Below are 18,876 nucleotides of genomic sequence, written 5' to 3' on the forward strand. Positions count from 1 at the left end.
GCTTCCCACTCCTTTTGCATCCTAGGTTTAATGTCCACCAAGATAAGCATTTCTAATCTGGTCGCTTTGATTAAGTTCGGCAGCTGTACCTGAGGCAACAATTTTTCCAGTTTCAATAACGTAGGCACGGTCGGCAATGGAGAGTGCCATATTCGCATTTTGTTCAACTAATAGAATGGTCGTACCTGTTTTATTGATTTCCTCGATTATTTTAAATATCGTCTTTACCAAAAGAGGAGCAAGACCCATGGATGGCTCATCTAACAGTAACAGGCGCGGTCTAGCCATTAATGCACGACCCATCGCGAGCATTTGCTGCTCACCACCGGATAGTGTCCCAGATTGCTGTTTGCGGCGCTCAAGCAGTCGTGGAAACAACTGGTAGACCTTTTCAAAATCTTCTTGAATGCCTTTTTTATCTTTCCGCAAGTAGGCGCCTAATTCTAAATTTTCCTCAACTGACATATTTGAGAATACGCGGCGTCCTTCAGGTACTTGCGATATTCCGCGCTTTACAATTAATTGCGGAACCTTACCGGCAACATGCTCATTATTAAACAGGATTTCACCGTTCTTGGGTTTAAGTAACCCAGATATAGTCTGTAATAATGTACTTTTCCCTGCTCCATTAGCCCCAATTAAGGTAACGATTTCCCCTTGATTAATTTCGAGGGAAACTCCTTTTAAAGCGTGGATATTTCCATAATAAACATTAATATCATGCACTTTTAACATTAGGAGACCTCCTCGCCAAGATAGGCTTCGATGACTTTTGGATTACTTCTGATTTGTTCTGGTGTCCCCTCAGCAATTAATTGACCGTGATCCAGCACGTAAATCCGCTCACATACACCCATAACAAGTAGCATGTCATGTTCAATTAAGAGGATGGTTAATGAAAATTTCTCACGGATTAACGCAATTAAATTCATCAGTTCTTCTGTTTCCTGTGGATTCATCCCGGCAGCCGGTTCATCGAGAAGCAATAACTTCGGATTTGCGGCTAATGCGCGGGCAATTTCAAGACGACGCTGCTGACCATATGGCAGGTTCTTTGCCTTTTCATGCATAACATTTTCTAACTTGAAAATTTTCAAGAAGTCAATTGCCTTCGCTTCCATTTCCTTTTCTCCAGCAAAGTGGGTGGGAAGGCGGAAAATGGAACTCACCATCGAATGCTTCGCAAGCGAATGATAGGCTACCTTTACATTATCGAGAACGGACAGTTCACTAAACAAACGAATGTTTTGGAAGGTCCGGCTGATTCCCTTTTTCGTAATCTTATAGGGAGCTAGTCCATTAAGTTTCTCGCCATCTAACGAAATACTGCCTTCAGTCGGGACATACACACCCGTTAGCAGGTTGAAGAAGGTGGTCTTACCGGCTCCGTTTGGTCCAATTAAACCGACAAGTTCACCCTGTTTTAATTCCAGGTTTACCTCAGAAACAGCTTTTAAACCGCCAAAGCGGATTCCTGCATTTTCTACTTTAAGCAACTGTTTTTTCGTTGTCATGCTGTACTCCTCCTTTAGCCGTCTTACCAACCTTAAAGAATGAGGTAATCTCTCTTGTGCCAAGCAGGCCTTGTGGACGGAATAGCATCATTACAATTAGGACAAGACTGTAAATAACCATCCGAACCTCAGGATAACTAGATAGATAGGTTGAGATAATTGTTAAGATGATAGCAGCAATAACCGCTCCGGACATACTGCCCAACCCGCCAAGTACGACAAATATTAAAATATCAAATGATTTCAAAAAGCCAAAGTTTGTTGGCTGAATGATATAGAAGTTATGCGCATATAAAGCACCAGCAATTCCAGCAAAGAAAGCACCGATTGCAAAGGCCGTTACCTTATAGTAAGTTGTGTTAATGCCCATTGCATCTGCCGCAATTTCATTTTCTCTAATGGAAATACAAGCTCGGCCATGAGTTGAATTTGTAAAGTTTGCAATAACAACGACGGTCAAAATGACACAAGCAATTAACCATGGCCATGTTGTAAAGTGGGAGACAGTCATACCGCTTGCTCCACCAACATAATCAATATTCAGGAAAACAATTCTCACAATCTCACCAAATCCAAGTGTTGCTATCGCGAGGTAATCTCCTTTTAACCGAAGAGAAGGAATCCCGATTATAAGCCCGGCTACTGCAGCTGCAAGACCTCCAACAAGAAGGGCAACTGGAAAAGGAAGGCTGAGCTTCATGGTCATAATGGCTGAGGCATAAGCCCCAACTGCAAGGAATCCAGCATGTCCAATTGAGAACTGTCCGGTTACACCAATAATTAAGTGAAGACTTACTGCTAGAATAATATTAATACCAATAAAAAATAGCGTATTTACATAGAATTGATTCAATGAACCACCAGTGATTAAAAATTGCATGACGACCGAAAAAACGATGGCTAAAACGATCGAGGTCCAGAAAAATTTTGCTTGTTTTAAAATTGCCATTGCTAAAAGACCTCCTTACACCTTTTCCCTAATATTTTTACCAAATAAACCAGCAGGGCGGAAAATTAAAATTAAGATAAGCACGACAAATGCTACACCGTCTCTCCATAGCGAGTAACCTGCTGCACTGACGAGTGACTCAATGACACCCAATACTAAACCACCAGTCATCGCGCCAGGGATAATTCCAATTCCACCTAAAACGGCAGCAACGAACGCTTTAAGCCCCGGGATAATTCCCATTAGCGGCTCAATTTTCGTATAGTAGACCCCAAAGATAACACCAGCGGCTCCAGCAAGGGCTGATCCAATCGCAAAGGTTGCAGAAATTGTATTATTTACATTAATTCCCATTAATCTTGCGGCATCCATGTCATGTGATACGGCACGCATTGCTTTACCAATTTTTGTTTTATGAACAATAAATTGCAGTAAAATCATTAAAAATACCGATGTTCCTAAAATAAGGATCGACTGGCCGCTAATTTTTACCCCAAATACCTCAAGGGTTTTTAGTGGAACGATACCATCTGGATAGGCTTCTGGCTGAGCACCGCGAATATAAATGGTTCCATATTCGATAAACAATGAAACTCCAATTGCGGTAATTAACGCTGCGATTCTTGTGGCATTTCTAAGCGGCTTATAGGCAATCCGCTCAATTAATACACCAAAGATGGCACAGGCAACCATCGAAATAAGTAAGGCTGGAAAAAATCCTAAATCTAAAACAGTAATTGAATAAAAGCCAATAAATGAACCAACCATGAAGACATCCCCATGGGCAAAGTTAATCAATTTTACAATACCGTAAACCATTGTGTACCCCAGGGCGATTAATGCATAAATACTGCCCAAGGAAATTCCATTGACAAGCTGCTGTAATAATTCCATATGTCTTACACTCCTTTGGACCGACTCCAACGTCTCTTTTTTTAAATACAGTTAAACAATATTTGCATGTTGGGAAACGTGCTTTTCTCTAATAAATTGGAATAGGGAGACATCCGCTCCCTATCCCTTTGGCAAACTATTAAAATTTGTCTAGCAGATTCAGATTCTATAGGTTAGCTGCAGCGCCTAGGGGCTCGGGGTCATAAGCCAATCCGTCAAGAAGGTTAAAGAGCAACCTTCTCGCCGGCTCGTCTTATGCCTGTCGCCCCTGTTCAAGGCGCTTCCGCTTTTTCTTTATTAAGGATTAATCTTTGTTTTAAATTGTTGTTGACCATCTTTGTACTCAAGAATTACAGCCGCTTTAATTGGATCATGGTTTTTATCAAGCTTTACATTACCTGAAACAAGTTGTAAACCATCTGTTTCTTCAAGAGCCTTTTGGATTTTCTGAGGATCTGCGCTTCCTGCACGCTTAATCGCATCTGCTACGAAGTAGACTGTATCATACCCAAGCGCCGTAAAGGCATCTGGAGATTTGCCATTATATTTAGCCTTGAAAGCAGTAACGAATTCTTGCACCTTCTTGTCACTATCACCTGATGAATAGTGGTTTGTAATAAATGTATTGTTAAGCGTTCCTGCTCCAGCGATTTTTATTAGGTCTGGTGAATCCCAGCCGTCGCCGCCCATGATTGGTACATTTAAGCCAAGCTCACGAGCTTGTTTAACAATTAAACCTACTTCTTCATAGAACCCAGGAAGGAATATATAATCCGGATTAGCTGCTTTGATATTTGTCAAAGTTGCACGGAAATCTGTGTCCTTTGCCACATATGCTCCTTCTTTAACAATCTTTCCTCCATTAGCTGTAAACGACTTTTTGAAGGAGGCTGCAAGACCTTTTGAGTAATCGCTTGAGCTGTCAATTAAAACAGCCGCATTTTTAACCTTTAAATCATTGGTTGCGAAGTTTGCTGCAACCGTTCCTTGGAATGGATCGATAAAGCATGTACGGAATACAAAGTCATTTACCTTGCCATCTTTATTAGTAATCGTAGCGTTAGTTGCCGTAGGTGTGATTAAAGGAATTTTATTATCCTGCGCAATTTGTACTTGTGCAAGTGTGTTTGTACTTGTAGCTGCACCAATCATCGCTACAACCTTATCTTGTGTAGCAAGTTTAAGTGCACCGCTTGTTGCTTCTGCTGCATCCGATTTATTGTCGAATGTCACTAATTCAAGCTTTTTACCATCAATACCTTTTTTGTTGATTTCTTCAATTGCTAATTCAATACCTTCTTTTGCTGATTGACCATAAGAAGCCACTCCGCCAGATAGTTCAAGGTTCGCACCAATTTTAATCTTGCCGCCTTTTTCCCCATCACCACTAGCACTTGAATTACATCCTGCCAACACCCCAGCTGCCACCATAAACGACATAAAGATTCCTGCTAACTTCTTTTTCCTCATGATTTACCCCCTAATTTTTAAAAAATTTCCCAAACACCTTTGTCTAACTGTTTTAAAAAAAGATAATATTCTGAAAACATTGTACAAAATATTTAGGGGTTCGTCTAGTGGTATTGTACATTATTTTAAAATAATTTGCAATATAGTAAAAATACTGAGTTTTACCACCATTAAATCTTTATCCCGCTAAAGCCATACAGTAATTATTATTGCTGAGGGAGTAAACTTCATTTTCCAATTATTTTGGTTAAATATGTTTCTTAGTTGAATATATGAAAAAAGAGACTCCTCATTAAGGAATCTCTCCACTTGAAATATTATACTAGTTCTTTTCGTTTCGTTTCTTTTCCCAAAAAGAATACCGTAAAAGCCCCGACGAGGACAGCAATACAGAAGATCGTAAAGATTGTTGAAATGGATACGTTTCTTGTGACTAACGATCCTACCAATAATGGTCCAAGAACACCGCCAATTCGTCCAAATGAGGCTGCCATGCCGGTGCCGGTACCGCGGATAATTGTTGGGTACTGTTCTGGAGAGTAGGCATACAAGCCGCCCCATGCACCTAGATTAAAGAAGGATAACAGAATTCCTGCTGTCAGCAGTTGGGCAGTGGAATCGGCCGTTCCGAAGAAATAAGCACTGACGGCAGTACCGAGTAAATAAATGACTAATACAAATTTACGTCCGAATTTTTCAATGAACCAAGCGGCAGTGAAATAACCTGGCAGCTGGGCAAGCGTCATGATCAACACATATTCAAAGCTCTTGACTAAACTAAAGCCCTTCATGCCCATGACACTTGGAAGCCAAAGGAACATGCCATAATAGGAGAATACCACGCAAAACCATACTATCCATAGCATTGCAGTTTGACGGCGATATTCCTTTGACCATAATCTTTTAAAGCTTTCAAAAGCAGAGATTCTTTCTGACTTCTTTATCGCTGTAAAGCGAGGCGAGTCAGGTAAACCGATTCGCAGGTATAAAGCATAAAGGGCGGGGATGGCACTAATAACCAAAGCAATTTGCCAGCCGTATTTTGGAATGACAAAGTAAGAAATCAGTGCAGATACTAACCAGCCTCCTGCCCAAAAACTTTCCAGCAAAACGACAATCCTGCCGCGTTTTTCCGCAGGGACACTTTCAGATACCAGGGTTGAAGCAACTGGCAGTTCTCCGCCCAGACCTGCACCAATGAAAAATCTTAATACTAAAAAGGCAGAAAGCGTTGTCGTAAGCGCAGAAAGTCCGCTCCCAACTGAAAAAAGTATTAAAGTGATAATAAATACATTCTTGCGGCCAACTTTATCGGCCATTAAGCCAAAAATAAGGGCACCAACCGCCATCCCGATTGAATTGATACTCCCAATCCAGCCCATCTGACCGGGAGTCAGTTCCCATTCTACTTTTAAGGCTGCAATGATGAAAGAAAGCATGCCAACATCCATGGCATCAAACATCCAGCCCATCCCGGCGATACCAAGCAATCTCCGGCCTGAAATTTCCTTTTTGTTTTTCATGTCAATCCCCCTAAGCTGCAGCTTTTTTTACATTATCCCCTAAAATTCCTTAATTTAGGTACAAGAATAATTCTATCAATCATTAGTATTCTATCAGGTGTCTTTACACTTGTCATTAGATAACCAAAAAAAGAGACTGGATATCCAGTCTCTAACAATCTGACGCCGCTTCGGTATTTTTGAATTGATTAAAAAACATACTATAGTATTTACCCTCTTGACTCATTAACGTCTCGTGGTTTCCATGCTCAATGATTTCGCCGTGGTCAATGACCATGATGGTGTCCGCATCACGAATCGTATTGAGGCGGTGGGCAATGATAAAACTGGTTCGATTCTCCATTAATGTAAGCAAAGCTTCTTGAATATGGAGCTCTGTCCTCGTATCGATACTGCTCGTTGCTTCATCTAAGATGAGTAAAGCCGGCTTCGCTAAAATAACTCTCGCTATCGCTAATAATTGCCGCTGGCCTTGACTTAGATTCCCGCCGTTCTCAGTTAAGACGGTATCATATTGGTTTGGGAGCCGTTTGATAAAGGTATCCGCATTGGCCATCCTCGCCGCGCGGTCGACCTCGTCATCGGTAGCATCGGCATTTCCGTATTTGATGTTTTCTTTAATTGTCCCCGAGAATAAATACGTATCCTGCAGAACAAATCCAAAGCATTTTCGTAAGCTATCCCGAGTGTATTCTCGAATATCGTGCCCATCGAGTAGGATGCGTCCGCTGGTCACGTCATAAAATCTCGTCAACAGGTTCACAATCGTTGTTTTTCCAGCACCGGTAGGACCGACCAGGGCAGTGCTGCTGCCAATATTAGCTTCAAAGCTGACATTCTTAAGAATCAGTACGTCAGGGCGGTACCCAAAACTAACATTCTCAAAAACAACATGCCCCCTTGGATTTTCCAAGGTTTTAGCTTGTGGCGGATCAATTGGTTCCTCTTGTTCATCCATGATTTCAAAGACCCGCTCTGCTCCCGCAACCCCTGACTGAAGGATATTGAATATATTCGCTAGATCATTAAGCGGCCTGACGAATTGCCGTGAATAAGTAATAAAGCTGGCAATTGCTCCGACAGTGATGATGCTTTTCACCGCAAGAATTCCGCCAACGACTGCGACGACTGCAAAGCCTAGATTATTGATCACGTTCATAATCGGCATCAAAAAGCCCGACCAAATTTGAGCTTTTAAGCCGACCTCACGCAGTCGGGTATTGACCTGGTCGAACTCTTCAATTACCTTTCCCTCATGATTAAACGCTTTGACAATTTCAATTCCAGAAATGGTTTCTTCGATATGTCCATTTAATTTACCCAACTCAACTTGTTGGCTTTTAAAAAGAACACTTGTGCGCTTAGCAATCGTTCTCGTTAGTAAAAAGACAAGCGGCACGGTTATTAAACTCGCCACCGTTAAGAGCGGACTTAATAATAACATCAAAATTAGTGATCCGCTAATAATGACCACACCGGACATTAATTGCGTTGTTGATTGCGAGATGGAGTTACTGACGTTATCCACATCGTTTGATAGTCTGCTCATTAATTCACCATGTGACCGAGAATCAAAAAAGGAGACAGGCAGCTTTTGTAATTTTTTAAAAAGAGCATCCCGTAAGCTTTTGACAATGCGCTGCGATACGCCAGCCATTAGCCATCCTTGCAAAAAAGTAAGCAGGCTGTCGAGCAAATAGGCCGCTGCCAAAATGAAGATTACGATTTCTAGAAAACCAAAATCTACTCCACCGCCATTCCTACGCATCGCATCAATTGCTTTGCCTATCAGGTAGGGGGCAAGGAGCATTAAGGCCGCGTCGGCGACAATAAAGAGAAAAATAATCGTCAGCATTTTCCGCTCTTTGCCAAAATAGTCCCAAAGCCGCTGTAATGTTCCTTTAAAATTCTTTGGCTTTACCACTGGCCCGCGCCTGTGGGCACCCCCAAAGACTCCTGGTCTCATTGGCGGCGGGGTAGGAGGGGTGGTAGCCGTCTGTGCATTTTCTTTAGACATTTATGGCTGCACCTCCTTACCGACTTGGGATTGGTAGATTTCCTGGTACACGCGGCAATCCTTCAATAGTTGTTGATGTGTGCCCAAACCAACTAGCTCACCGTGGTCAAGAACAACAATTTTATCTGCATCAATAATTGAGGTAATCCGCTGCGCAATCAATATACAGGTGAGACCCTTTGCATATTTCTTCAGAGCTCCCTTAATTTTTGCCTCCGTTGCAACATCAACCGCACTTGTACTGTCATCTAGGATTAAAATTTCCGGTTTCTTCACTAACGCGCGGGCAATTGAAATCCGCTGCTTTTGTCCGCCGGAAAAATTGACGCCACCCTGACCAATTCTTGTCTGATAGCCTTCTGGTGAACGTTCAATAAAATCATGTGCCCCAGCAATGGTCGCAGCCGTCACCACTTCCTCGTCCGTGGCATCTTCCTTTCCCCAGCGGATATTTTCCTCGATACTGCCCGTAAATAGAATATTCTTTTGTGGCACCATCGCAATTTTTTCCCGCAAAACTTTCGGTTCTACACGCTTACTATCGACGCCATCTACTTTAATCGTGCCGCTCACAGAATCATAGAAGCGGGGAATCAGGCCGACAAGCGTGCTTTTGCCGGAGCCTGTTGAACCGATGATACCCACCGTTTCGCCCGGCATGATTGTCAGATTAATATTTTTTAAGATTGGTTCGCCAGCCGTATTTTCATAGGAAAAGGAGACATTTTCAAAGTCAATTCTGCCTTTTTCCTTGAAAGGTTCGTCCTGTCCCTCAAGCCAAGTGAGATTGTCTTCCTGTAAAAATACTTCATTGATTCTCCCAGCTGATGCCTTAGCTCGGACAAACATATTGAAAACCATCGAAATCATCATCAATGAAAATAATATTTGCGTCATATAGTTGATAAAGGCAATAATATGACCCACCTGAATGCTGCCATTATCTACTCCAAGGCCGCCAATCCAAAGGACAGCAACAATCCCCAAATTGACTGTTAGCATAATTACGGGGCTGAACGTAGCCATCAGCCGATTGGCTGAAATGGATCTTTGTTTATAGTGTTCATTCACACTCGAGAATTTTCCCACCTCAGCATCAAAGCGGTTAAATGCCTTCACAACCCGTACACCAGATAGATACTCACGCATGACACTGTTTACACGATCCAGGGCTTTTTGGACGCGGGAAAAGCGGGGAAATCCTAAGCGCAAATTGACGATAATTAACAAGGCAACAATTGGTACCACCACTGCGAGGACAACCGAGAGCTGGAGGTTTAACCGCATTGCCATAATCAAGCCTCCAATCGCCAGAAGCGGTGCTTTCACGAATATCCGCATTAAGCCATTGACAAATACTTGAACCTGGGTGACGTCATTAGTGAGCCTTGTAATCAGAGAGGCTCGGTCAAATTTATCAATATTCTTAAATGAGAGCGTTTGGATCTTTTTAAAAAGGTCCGCCCGCAGTTCTGTACCAAAGTTTTGGGAAACAATACTAGCAACCACACTTCTAGTGGATGCAGCGACGGCACCACAGGCTGTGATAAGCAGCATGAACCCGCCCATTTTCAAAACATAGTGGATATCCTTGTTGGCGACACCTTCATCAATGATCTTTGCCATTATTGTGGGCTGCATCAAATCACTAATCGCCTCAAGGGTAAGGAAAAACACTGCAATCATAAAAGACTTCCAATATTTTTTTATGTATTTAGGTAAAAACTTCATCCCACTCACCCCAGTATGTCGGAAATCTTTCTTTAAGGAATATTATAATTTTTTTTAGAAGGAATAAACAATTATTTGACCTGTGCCTGAAAAAAAACGGCCCATTTCAATGAAATGGACCGCAGTTATTTTACTATTTTTGAACAGGGCTAAACTCATGAACCCAGACCCGCATTTGCGGCAGCCAAGGCATTCCGGGATGAATGCTTAAGATTGATTGTTTATATGCTTCGACATTTTCAAAGCCCTCGCGGCGTGCATCATCATCAGTTAGTTCACCTAATGACTGGGAATACACACGGTCAACCACAAAATCACGGCCATCAAGTGTCATGATTTCACCTGGGTCTGCATAGCGGCCATTACGACGTGTCGCTGTTTTTTCACCCGCAAGGACTTTCTGTACGTCGGATTCCAATGTGACTAAGCGTTCAACTGAACAAGTTTTTGGCGGTAAGGTATTGTTCTCATTTACAGTCGTCATTTATTTCTCCTCCTGCTTCCATTTCTTTTATCTATATTAACACTATTACTACGTTTTAATCTATTGTTAAGAAAATTATACAACTTGGCCGCCCTTATCTTGGTATTTAAGGATGCCTTCTACGGCACGATAGGCTAGGGCACCGACGGTATCAGTCGGATTATATCCTGAGTTGTGTGGAAACGCAGATGCCCCAATGACAAACAGGTTATCATAATCCCACATTTGCAAATAATTATTAACAGCAGAAGTGGATGGGTCAGAACCCATGATAACTCCACCTGTATTGTGCGTGGACTGGTAGGTAGTGATATCATATGGGCCTAATTCTTTCATTGTATCGATATGATCGGCTCCCATTTCTTTAAGGACAGTTTCACATTTCCCGGCAAGGAACTTTGCCAGATTCCGATCTTGCTCTTCAAAATCAAATGTGATCCGGATTAATGGGTCCCCATATGCATCTTTATAGGTTGGATCAAGGTCTAGATAGTGATGCTGGAAAGGCATAGAGGAGCCTTGAGCAGCTACTGATAAAAAGCGATTGGCATATTTGACGGACTTCTCCTTAAATTCCTTTCCCCAGGTTGGTTTGCCTCCAGGAACGGGATTGTTTTGAATTGGTCTCATTCCCGTCTGACTAAGAGAAACCATTCCGCCATGGATAAAATTAACCTTTGAATGGTCAAAATTATCGCCATTGTAGTCATCCAGGACCATCCCAAGCGAGCCAGCCCCAGCAAAGGTGTTAAACTCTTTATCCTCAAAAAATCCGACTGCATTTCCTTTGATGACCTGATAAGCATAATTTTTCCCAATCACACCTTTACCCGACCCAGGATCATATGCTCTGCCCACGTCGGACATTAATAATAGGCGGATATTATTGAAAACATAACTAGTCATTACGACAATATCGGCCGGCTGCTCAATGTCCTCTCCAGTCGTCACATCCGTGTACAAAACGCCTGTTACTTTATCGCCCTTTTTTAAAATCCTTCTTACATTGGAATGAGTTCTAATCTCAAAATTTCCTGTTTTATTTGCGACTGGAATGACGGTCACCACAGGATCTGCCTTTGCTCCATATTCGCACCCAAAGCGCTCACAGTAGCCGCAATATTGACAGGCTGCGCGAGAGATCCCATCTGGATTTTTATAGGATTCAGAAAGGTTGGCAGACGGCATCATATACGGGTGCAGTTTTAACTTTTTCGCTGCTTCCTCGAACATCTTCAGCGGAGGTGACTTTTTCATTGGCGGCGTTGGATATTTGTCTGATCGTTTACCTGCAAGCGGGTTCTCCTCCCCTGAAATTCCCGCTAGTTTTTCAAATCGATCATAATACGGTTCCAACTCATCATAGGTAATTCCCCAATCTTGAATCGTCATACCTGCAGGAATTTTGTTTTTCCCATACCGTTCGACAGTCTTGCTATAGATTTCAAAATCGTAGGGTAAGAAGCGGAAAGTCTGCCCGTTCCAGTGGACACCCGAACCCCCTAAACCATCGCCAAGCAAAAACGAGCCGTACTGCCTCATTGGTAAGGCCCGAATTCTTTCATTTCCTCGGAAAGTAATTGTCTCTTTGGACAAATCTTGCATTAATCCGTACCGCAATGCATAACGAAGTTCGTCATGAACCATAAAGTAATCTTCTGTTTTTCTTTCCTTCCCTCGTTCCAAACCGACTACTTTAAGTCCCTTTTTTGTTAATTCAGAGGCAATGATGCCGCCGGCCCACCCAACACCAACAATCACTACATCGACTTTTGGTAATTTTCTCGCCATTGTCTCCACCTGCTTCTTTGTAGTTAGTAATGAACTTTTTCTAGTGTATAGCTCCAGCGCCCAAGGGCACTTCCGCTTTTCTAGTGATTCAAATGACTTTTTAAACTCTGCGGATTTATTTTCTTAAATTCTTTATCAATAATATCGGTGTATGCCATTTGACTGCCTGGAAAGTTGCGCATTTTCCAGCCGTTCATATTCCGATTCCCGCCATATAGAGGATCGCTGTATGCTCCTTCTAGGGTAGCACTTCGCAGTAACAGAAAAAATCCACTTGGTGAGATGGTTGTTAAATTCACCTTATCTTGTTCGAAATCGCTCAGAATGGCATCCTGTTCTTCTTCTTTTAGTTCAGTAAATTTTTTCTTATGAACCGCCATACTGTGATTTTGAAGCTCCCTTAGCCCAATATCAAAAATATCTCTACGCCTTAACCGTCCTTGGTAGCCTTGAACTTTTTCTCCTTTGAAGAAAGGAGCTTGCATATATTCACGTGCATTAAATCCCCAATCACCCGCTAACTGATGATCAATGAAGAAAGCTACCCCGAGCGTTTTAGCACCTGGTCCGGTCTCATCCTCAGGGAAAATCCGTTCTGTTGCAGCTTCGGTTAGTTGAAATTGTTCAGGTGTAAAATACATCAGTGCCTGATTAAAATTTTCAGCCTCTGCCGGTGGTGCTTTTTGCTGTTTATCATTGTTCCTAGGGATGAGACTGCCTAAGACACCACCAACAGCTAACCCGCCAACGGTGAAGCCTGTGTTCCGTAAAAACTTCCTTCTTGATATGGATTCAGGATTCTGTTTGTTTTCTTCAGCCATTTTTGAACCTCCATGGTTTTTCGACATTATTCTCCAAAATTGTCTAATTTTAATATGTTCCCAAAATAATCCACTCATACTTAGAAATAACAATGGAGAAAATGATTTAAAAAAAGGAGGAAATTATCTTGAAAAGAAAATGGAAAATCTGGTGGTTACCTTTCGTTGGTGCGGTATTGATGCTAACGGCATGTGCTGGTGAAAATGGTTTAAAAGGGCATGAGGTGGGGGCTGCTGAAAATCTCCATGATCAGAAGGTAAACCAAAAAGGAAACGGGCACGTCCATAACCAAGATAGTGTGAATGTCATTCCGAGCGTAGATCGAACAAAGAAAAGTACGACCAACCTTAACAGCCAAACCACAAGTGGGGTAGGAACCAATGTCTATAGTTTGATTGGCAGTTCCAGCCTCCATGACGGCGGGATCTCTTCCCACTTGGAGTCACGTCTGTCTGGAGAGGGGATTCCTGGAATAAAGGTGTTTGTGCTTGATGACACCGTTATCTTGGCACGTTCAAAACCAGAAGTGACCTCGACACGCTACGATGAGCTCCAAAATAAGGTGTTAAAAAGCACCTCTGGTTCTTCTGGAAAAGGAAATCTAGACGGAGTGGATAAAGACAAGGTAAATACGGACGATAATTTAGATCGTGCCAAAGAAATGATCGATAAAGCCTTTAACGGCCATGTTCAAATCTTGACCATCACAAACCCAAAAGCGTTGCCGCTCATTGATGGAATCAAATCGAATATTAAGTCTAAAAATCCTTCCTATGGCAAGATATCAAGCGATATTATTACCCTTGTGAAAATGGCAAATGAAAAATAGTCAGCAAAGTGAATATACTCGATCATATAAAAACGCTCGGATTCCTAAGAACCCGAGCGTTTTACTTTAACCTTTATTACTTACTTAATCCTCTTGAAACCACACTTGAATAGGAGCTATAAACCTTCGCACCGTTTACTGTACGATAAGCTCTTACTTTATAATAGTAAGTTTTGCCCTTAGTTAACTTCGTATTCGTATAGCTTGAAGATGAAGTAGTTGTTACTTTAGTGTAGCTTCCAGATTTTGAAGTTGCACGGTACACTTCATAACCGCTGGCTCCACTTACTTTATCCCAAGACACATTAATAGACGTGCTGCTTGCCTTATCAGCCTTCACACTTGTAGGTGTTTTAAGAGCAGGCTTGGCACTTACAGTGCTTGAGTTAGGACTTACTAGTTTTTTACCTTCTACAGTTGTAAACGCAACAACCTTATAGTAGTAGGTTTGACCAGTAGTTAAGCTGCTATTGGCATAGCTAGATGTGCTTCCGCTAACCGTTGCTACCTTAGTGAAGGCACCAGTTTTAGAAGTTGCACGGTAAACCTCATAGCCGCTTGCACCTGTTACTTTTGACCAGCTGACAGTTAATTTATTGTAGTCAGAAGAAGCAGCTTTTACAGATGTTGGTGCAGAAGGATTCTTCACATAACGTGCATATACGTTAGTGTCTGCCACTATCGGTGCATTAAAGTCAAACTTCGTTTTGAAGCCTGCATCTTTATACCATCCGATGAAGGTATAGCCTGACTTGCTTGGTGCTGTTGGAGCTTTTACCTTTGAATCCTCAACAACCTCAGTAGTGTTCACAACACTGCTGCCATTGTAGAACTTCACTTTATATTTGGACTCACCGCGGAAAATATTTACTTCTTTGGTTGTCTTGTTACCTGCGATATCAACAAGCTCTAATAAGAAAGTATTGTTACCAAGATCAAGATTTACTGTGGTAGAGACTTCTTTGCTAATGCCCTCCATCCCGAAATGATCTGGATTGGTATCTTTAAAGAATTCTTCACTGCCATCAACAAAGTAGCGTAGCTTGTCAAAGTTATCAGAAATCGTTGCTTTAAGATCAACTGAGCTAACATTTGATTTCACCTTAGCTGGTACATCGACACTGATTTTCGGTGCTGTTGTATCAACAATTAAATCACGAACTAGGTAAGCAATTTCATTTCCAGCCACATCTGTCCCTTTAATTTCAATTTCGTGGACTCCATCTGCAGCTACTGTTACTTTTGTGCTGAATTCATAACGAGCTTTTTCTTCGTTATATTTCAATTCAACCGACTTTCCGTCAACCGTTAATTCACGGATTTTTGAATCGTCTGTTAGATAACCTTCAACAGGGAGTTCAAGAGAATGATAGATTCCTGTAGCTCCAATGGAAGTTACATGGATAAATGGAATCGTTGTGTCATTCGCGCCTTCAACTACTGCTGTGCTAGTATTACCCGCAAAGTCATGTGCCACAACTTCAACAGTAGATCCAACTGCTGGAGCTGCTTTGAAGGTATATTCTGTTTTGTCACCCGCTAATGGAAGTTCTTTATCACCGTATACAGATTTGCCATTCACGGTAATGTCGTAATAAGCCACACCTGAACCCGTTCCATCTGTGGACTCAACGGTTAGTTTATCACCATTTACACTTGCTTTTACAGTTGGTGCAACCGTGTCCACTAGGACAGGGAATTTCAATTCTTGAGCTTTTGCTCCAGCATAATCAATAGTCGCATCGACTTGATAGAAATATTGACCATCTGCTACTACCTTGTTCTTCACTTTTCCGTCCCATGCATTGGATGGATTTAGGTAGTATTGAGCTCCTCTACCACCATCATTGAAGTTTTTAGAAACAAGTGTATCCGATTTAAGTTTACGAAGCACATTTCCATCTTTATCAACAATCTTGTATTCTACTGTTTTGGCATTACGCAAGAAGGAAAGAATTGGAACGGCATTGTCATTTTGACCGTCACCATTTGGCGAAATTGCAATATTAGCTTCCTTAGCTGTTTCATCAGCAGGATTAACACCTAAGTAATCATAGTTTTGGTTACCTTCCTCGTCCGTACCAGCGGCAGTAACCATACCAGTCCAACCATAGAAGGAATCATTGATATTTTCGTCATAGATTTTAGCATCTAGAATTGGCGACTTATTCCAATCACCTTTAAACCCAACGTATGGTACGGAAACGGTCGGATTTACATCGTTTACATCTGTTAAAGTAACGAAACCTTCAACGAAGTAGCCATTTTTAAAAATTGTTTCTAATGGCTCATTGTTCCACCAATCAACGGCGTCTGCTAAATCAACCGTTACATCAACTGTTTTACTTCCATTAGCAGGAATAGTAAGTTCGTCCGCACTAAATGAAATTGGGTATTGCCCAGCAAATGTATCAGGGTCCCATTCGCTATCTGCTTTGTAAATACCTTGTGATTCTAATTGGTCTACACCATTGATGACCAAATCTGTCTGCACATTACCATTTACTTTATAAGTCACTTCATGGTCAGAGTAGTTTTGTGCTTTTAAAGTGAAAGTAGCTTGGTCGCCTTTAATTTCTTTTAAAGCAACTTTTGCTTCTTTTGTCGCTTCATTCGTCACAACAATCGGTGTACTTAGAGCTGCATGTAATTGCATTACACCAGCACCTTGACGACGTGGTGAATATGGGTTGTGAGTATAAGCAGCATTATATGTGCCTTTATCGTCAATAACCTTACTTGTGTTCATTAATATGTTTTTCGCCATACCTACTTTATCTGCACCTGAAAGAGTAGCAAATTGCTCTTTCACGCGTTCAAGAACAAGTGCAGATCCACCTGATACGTGTGGTGCTGCCATGGATGTACCACTCATCACACCATATGAGTTGTTATTTAATGTGGAATAGATATTTCCACCTGGTGCAGTGATTTCTGGTTTGAAATCTAAATTAGACGTGACGCCCCAAGAAGTGAAAGTAGACATTTGTCCTGCAGATGGATTTTGTGTTGTTTTCTTATCACCTTGGAATTCAATCGATACTTTCTGGCCCGCAACTAATGCTGCCTTCATGGCATCTCCATCAGATTTTAGAGCAAATAGTTGTGGAATCTTAATTTCTGGAGATGTAGCCATGCTAAGTAATCCACTAGTATTGTTATAAACAATAATACCGGCAGCACCTGCAGTTTGAGCATTCATCGTTTTCTCAACAAAAGTAAGCGTTCCACGTTTTACTAATGCGTATTTCCCAGTGAAATCTTTTCCTGCAAAATCGGAAGGCTGTCCAATGCCAGCATCAATAATATCAAATTTCTTTTGTTCCAATTTATTTGGGTCTACACTGCTCGAAGATAGATATGGAGCCTTACCAGCTAACGTACCATCGAAGGAATAGGTAGCAGCATATAAATCAAGATAGTTATTTTCCAAAGAAGCAACCTGTAATGAACTATTGGCACTACCAGGTGTTCCTACTACACCATAATCAGGGTTTTCTGCGTATGGATTGAAATATCCATCCCCTAAATGGTTGGAGTTCCCAGCTGAGATAGACATTAACACACCATTATCCACAGCTCTTTGAACAGCCTGTTGCTCAGGAGAGTCCGGTAATACGAAACCAGCAGTTGAACCTAAGCTCATGTTGACAACATCTGCGCCTAATTTGATCGCATCATCAATCGCTTTGATTTCAATGTCGCCCCATGTAGAAGGCATTTCCGGGTCATTTCCGAATATTTTCAATGCTAGCAATTGCGCTTCTGGTGCAACCCCTTTAATTCCGCCATTTGCTTCATCACCGTTTGCTGCAACTGTACCAGCAACATGCATACCGTGCATAGAAGCATCCGGACCTAAATCAAGAATCTGCGCATTTTCATCATAATAGTTATAACCATAAGGAACCTTTTCCGTGTAAAACTTTCCTTTTAATTCATCTTTTGTAACAGCAGCTTCCACTTCTTCTTCGGTAAGCGCTGCTTTGGAACCATCAGTTAAAACAAAATCCTTGTGGCTTGGATCGATCCCGGTATCAATAATACCAACAATCATCCCTTCACCTTTTTTACCATAAGCTTCCCATGCTTTTTGAGCCTCAACGATTTCTTTACTATATTTCATGTTTGGCTCAATTTCAGGGCGTTGATATTCAGTAGCAATCGATACTTTTGCTACTCCATCAACTGTTTTAATCGCTGCAATCTGTCCATATTCGACAATACCGCTAAATCCATTAACGGTCGTTGTGAAGTTTTGTTTATATTGCATTTTGATTGCTTTTTTTGCAAACTGGCTTTTTACAGCTTGCTGTTCATCTTGAAGTTTATTTTGTAGTTGTGCCTTGACTGATTTTGATAGGTCACTATACTTTTTCCCTTGCTTTGTTGCATATGTAATCGCAGGGTCACCATCAACTTCAACAATTACACGAACTTTATCTGATTTTTTATAAGTTTTCTGTGTATTTTTTACTTTTACTGACTTTGGTAGTTTTTTCGAAACAGGCGCTTTAGTCACGGCCGTAGTTTTGTCAACTTTGCTACTTTTTGACACTGAAGGAGCTGCTGCCTGCGCAAAGCTTGAAAAAACCATTAAAAAGACCAAAAATAATGGTAAAATTCTTCTGATTTTCAACACGTTTCCCCCTTTTTAAAATGATAGAATACTTCTAGCAATTTATCACTCTACTAGAATAAAGTGATGAACAAAAACTAGTATCCCCCCTATTATCCTATTTTCTTGCATAATTAAGTTTATTTTGAATTGGGTAAATAGTCAATATATTTCAAATATTATTCTACCTATTTTTGGAATAAAGTTAAATAATTTCGCCTATTGTTTTTTCTA

The 18,876-nt window shown here is 41.4% G+C and carries 13 protein-coding genes; 1 reads left to right on the forward strand and 12 read right to left on the reverse strand.

Annotated features, from left to right (window positions below; genetic code table 11):
• Positions 1 to 27: 27 nt before the first annotated feature.
• The 11 genes from V7121_RS04155 to V7121_RS04205 form a co-directional block, all read right to left on the reverse strand.
• A complete protein-coding gene (locus V7121_RS04155) occupies positions 28 to 735 on the reverse strand; it encodes an ABC transporter ATP-binding protein (RefSeq protein WP_335497365.1) in 708 nt (235 codons plus the stop codon).
• Complete coding sequence (locus tag V7121_RS04160) at positions 735 to 1,514, reverse strand: ABC transporter ATP-binding protein (RefSeq protein ID WP_335497364.1); 780 nt, start codon at positions 1,512 to 1,514, stop codon at positions 735 to 737. The genes V7121_RS04155 and V7121_RS04160 overlap by 1 nt, the downstream gene beginning before the upstream one ends.
• Entirely contained in the window at positions 1,489 to 2,463 is a 975-nt protein-coding gene (locus V7121_RS04165) for a branched-chain amino acid ABC transporter permease (protein ID WP_335497363.1), read from the reverse strand. Before V7121_RS04165 ends, V7121_RS04160 begins: the two co-directional genes overlap by 26 nt.
• A 15-nt stretch (positions 2,464 to 2,478) precedes the next feature.
• Positions 2,479 to 3,357 (reverse strand): branched-chain amino acid ABC transporter permease, encoded by an 879-nt coding sequence (locus V7121_RS04170; RefSeq protein WP_335497362.1) that lies wholly within the window; start codon positions 3,355 to 3,357, stop codon positions 2,479 to 2,481.
• 297 nt (positions 3,358 to 3,654) lie between these two features.
• Complete coding sequence (locus V7121_RS04175; protein ID WP_335497360.1) at positions 3,655 to 4,827, reverse strand: ABC transporter substrate-binding protein; 1,173 nt, start codon at positions 4,825 to 4,827, stop codon at positions 3,655 to 3,657.
• Between the two features lie 317 nt (positions 4,828 to 5,144).
• Positions 5,145 to 6,350 (reverse strand): MFS transporter, encoded by a 1,206-nt coding sequence (locus V7121_RS04180; protein ID WP_335497359.1) that lies wholly within the window; start codon positions 6,348 to 6,350, stop codon positions 5,145 to 5,147.
• Positions 6,351 to 6,501: 151 nt separating this feature from the next.
• Positions 6,502 to 8,367: an ABC transporter ATP-binding protein gene (locus V7121_RS04185; protein ID WP_420490603.1), complete on the reverse strand. Its 1,866-nt coding sequence runs from the start codon at positions 8,365 to 8,367 to the stop codon at positions 6,502 to 6,504.
• Positions 8,368 to 10,098: an ABC transporter ATP-binding protein gene (locus tag V7121_RS04190; protein WP_335545830.1), complete on the reverse strand. Its 1,731-nt coding sequence runs from the start codon at positions 10,096 to 10,098 to the stop codon at positions 8,368 to 8,370.
• 133 nt (positions 10,099 to 10,231) lie between these two features.
• On the reverse strand, positions 10,232 to 10,582 hold the full coding sequence (locus tag V7121_RS04195; protein WP_335497357.1) for an ASCH domain-containing protein: 351 nt from the start codon (positions 10,580 to 10,582) through the stop codon (positions 10,232 to 10,234).
• A gap of 75 nt (positions 10,583 to 10,657) precedes the next feature.
• The gene (locus V7121_RS04200) at positions 10,658 to 12,373 is read right to left on the reverse strand and encodes a GMC family oxidoreductase (protein ID WP_335497355.1); all 1,716 of its coding nucleotides are present in this window, start codon (positions 12,371 to 12,373) and stop codon (positions 10,658 to 10,660) included.
• Positions 12,374 to 12,453: 80 nt separating this feature from the next.
• Entirely contained in the window at positions 12,454 to 13,194 is a 741-nt protein-coding gene (locus V7121_RS04205) for a gluconate 2-dehydrogenase subunit 3 family protein (protein ID WP_335497354.1), read from the reverse strand.
• Positions 13,195 to 13,322: 128 nt separating this feature from the next.
• On the opposite strand from V7121_RS04205, the gene V7121_RS04210 reads away from it, so the two are divergent.
• Positions 13,323 to 14,024 (forward strand): hypothetical protein, encoded by a 702-nt coding sequence (locus tag V7121_RS04210; RefSeq protein WP_335497353.1) that lies wholly within the window; start codon positions 13,323 to 13,325, stop codon positions 14,022 to 14,024.
• 76 nt (positions 14,025 to 14,100) lie between these two features.
• Here the strand turns inward: V7121_RS04210 and V7121_RS04215 are convergent, their stop codons facing one another.
• Complete coding sequence (locus V7121_RS04215) at positions 14,101 to 18,663, reverse strand: S8 family serine peptidase (RefSeq protein WP_335497352.1); 4,563 nt, start codon at positions 18,661 to 18,663, stop codon at positions 14,101 to 14,103.
• Between the last annotated feature and the right edge of the window lie 213 nt (positions 18,664 to 18,876).

The organism is Neobacillus drentensis, assembly GCF_036962125.1.
In the GTDB taxonomy this organism is placed as follows: domain Bacteria; phylum Bacillota; class Bacilli; order Bacillales; family Cytobacillaceae; genus Neobacillus; species Neobacillus drentensis_B.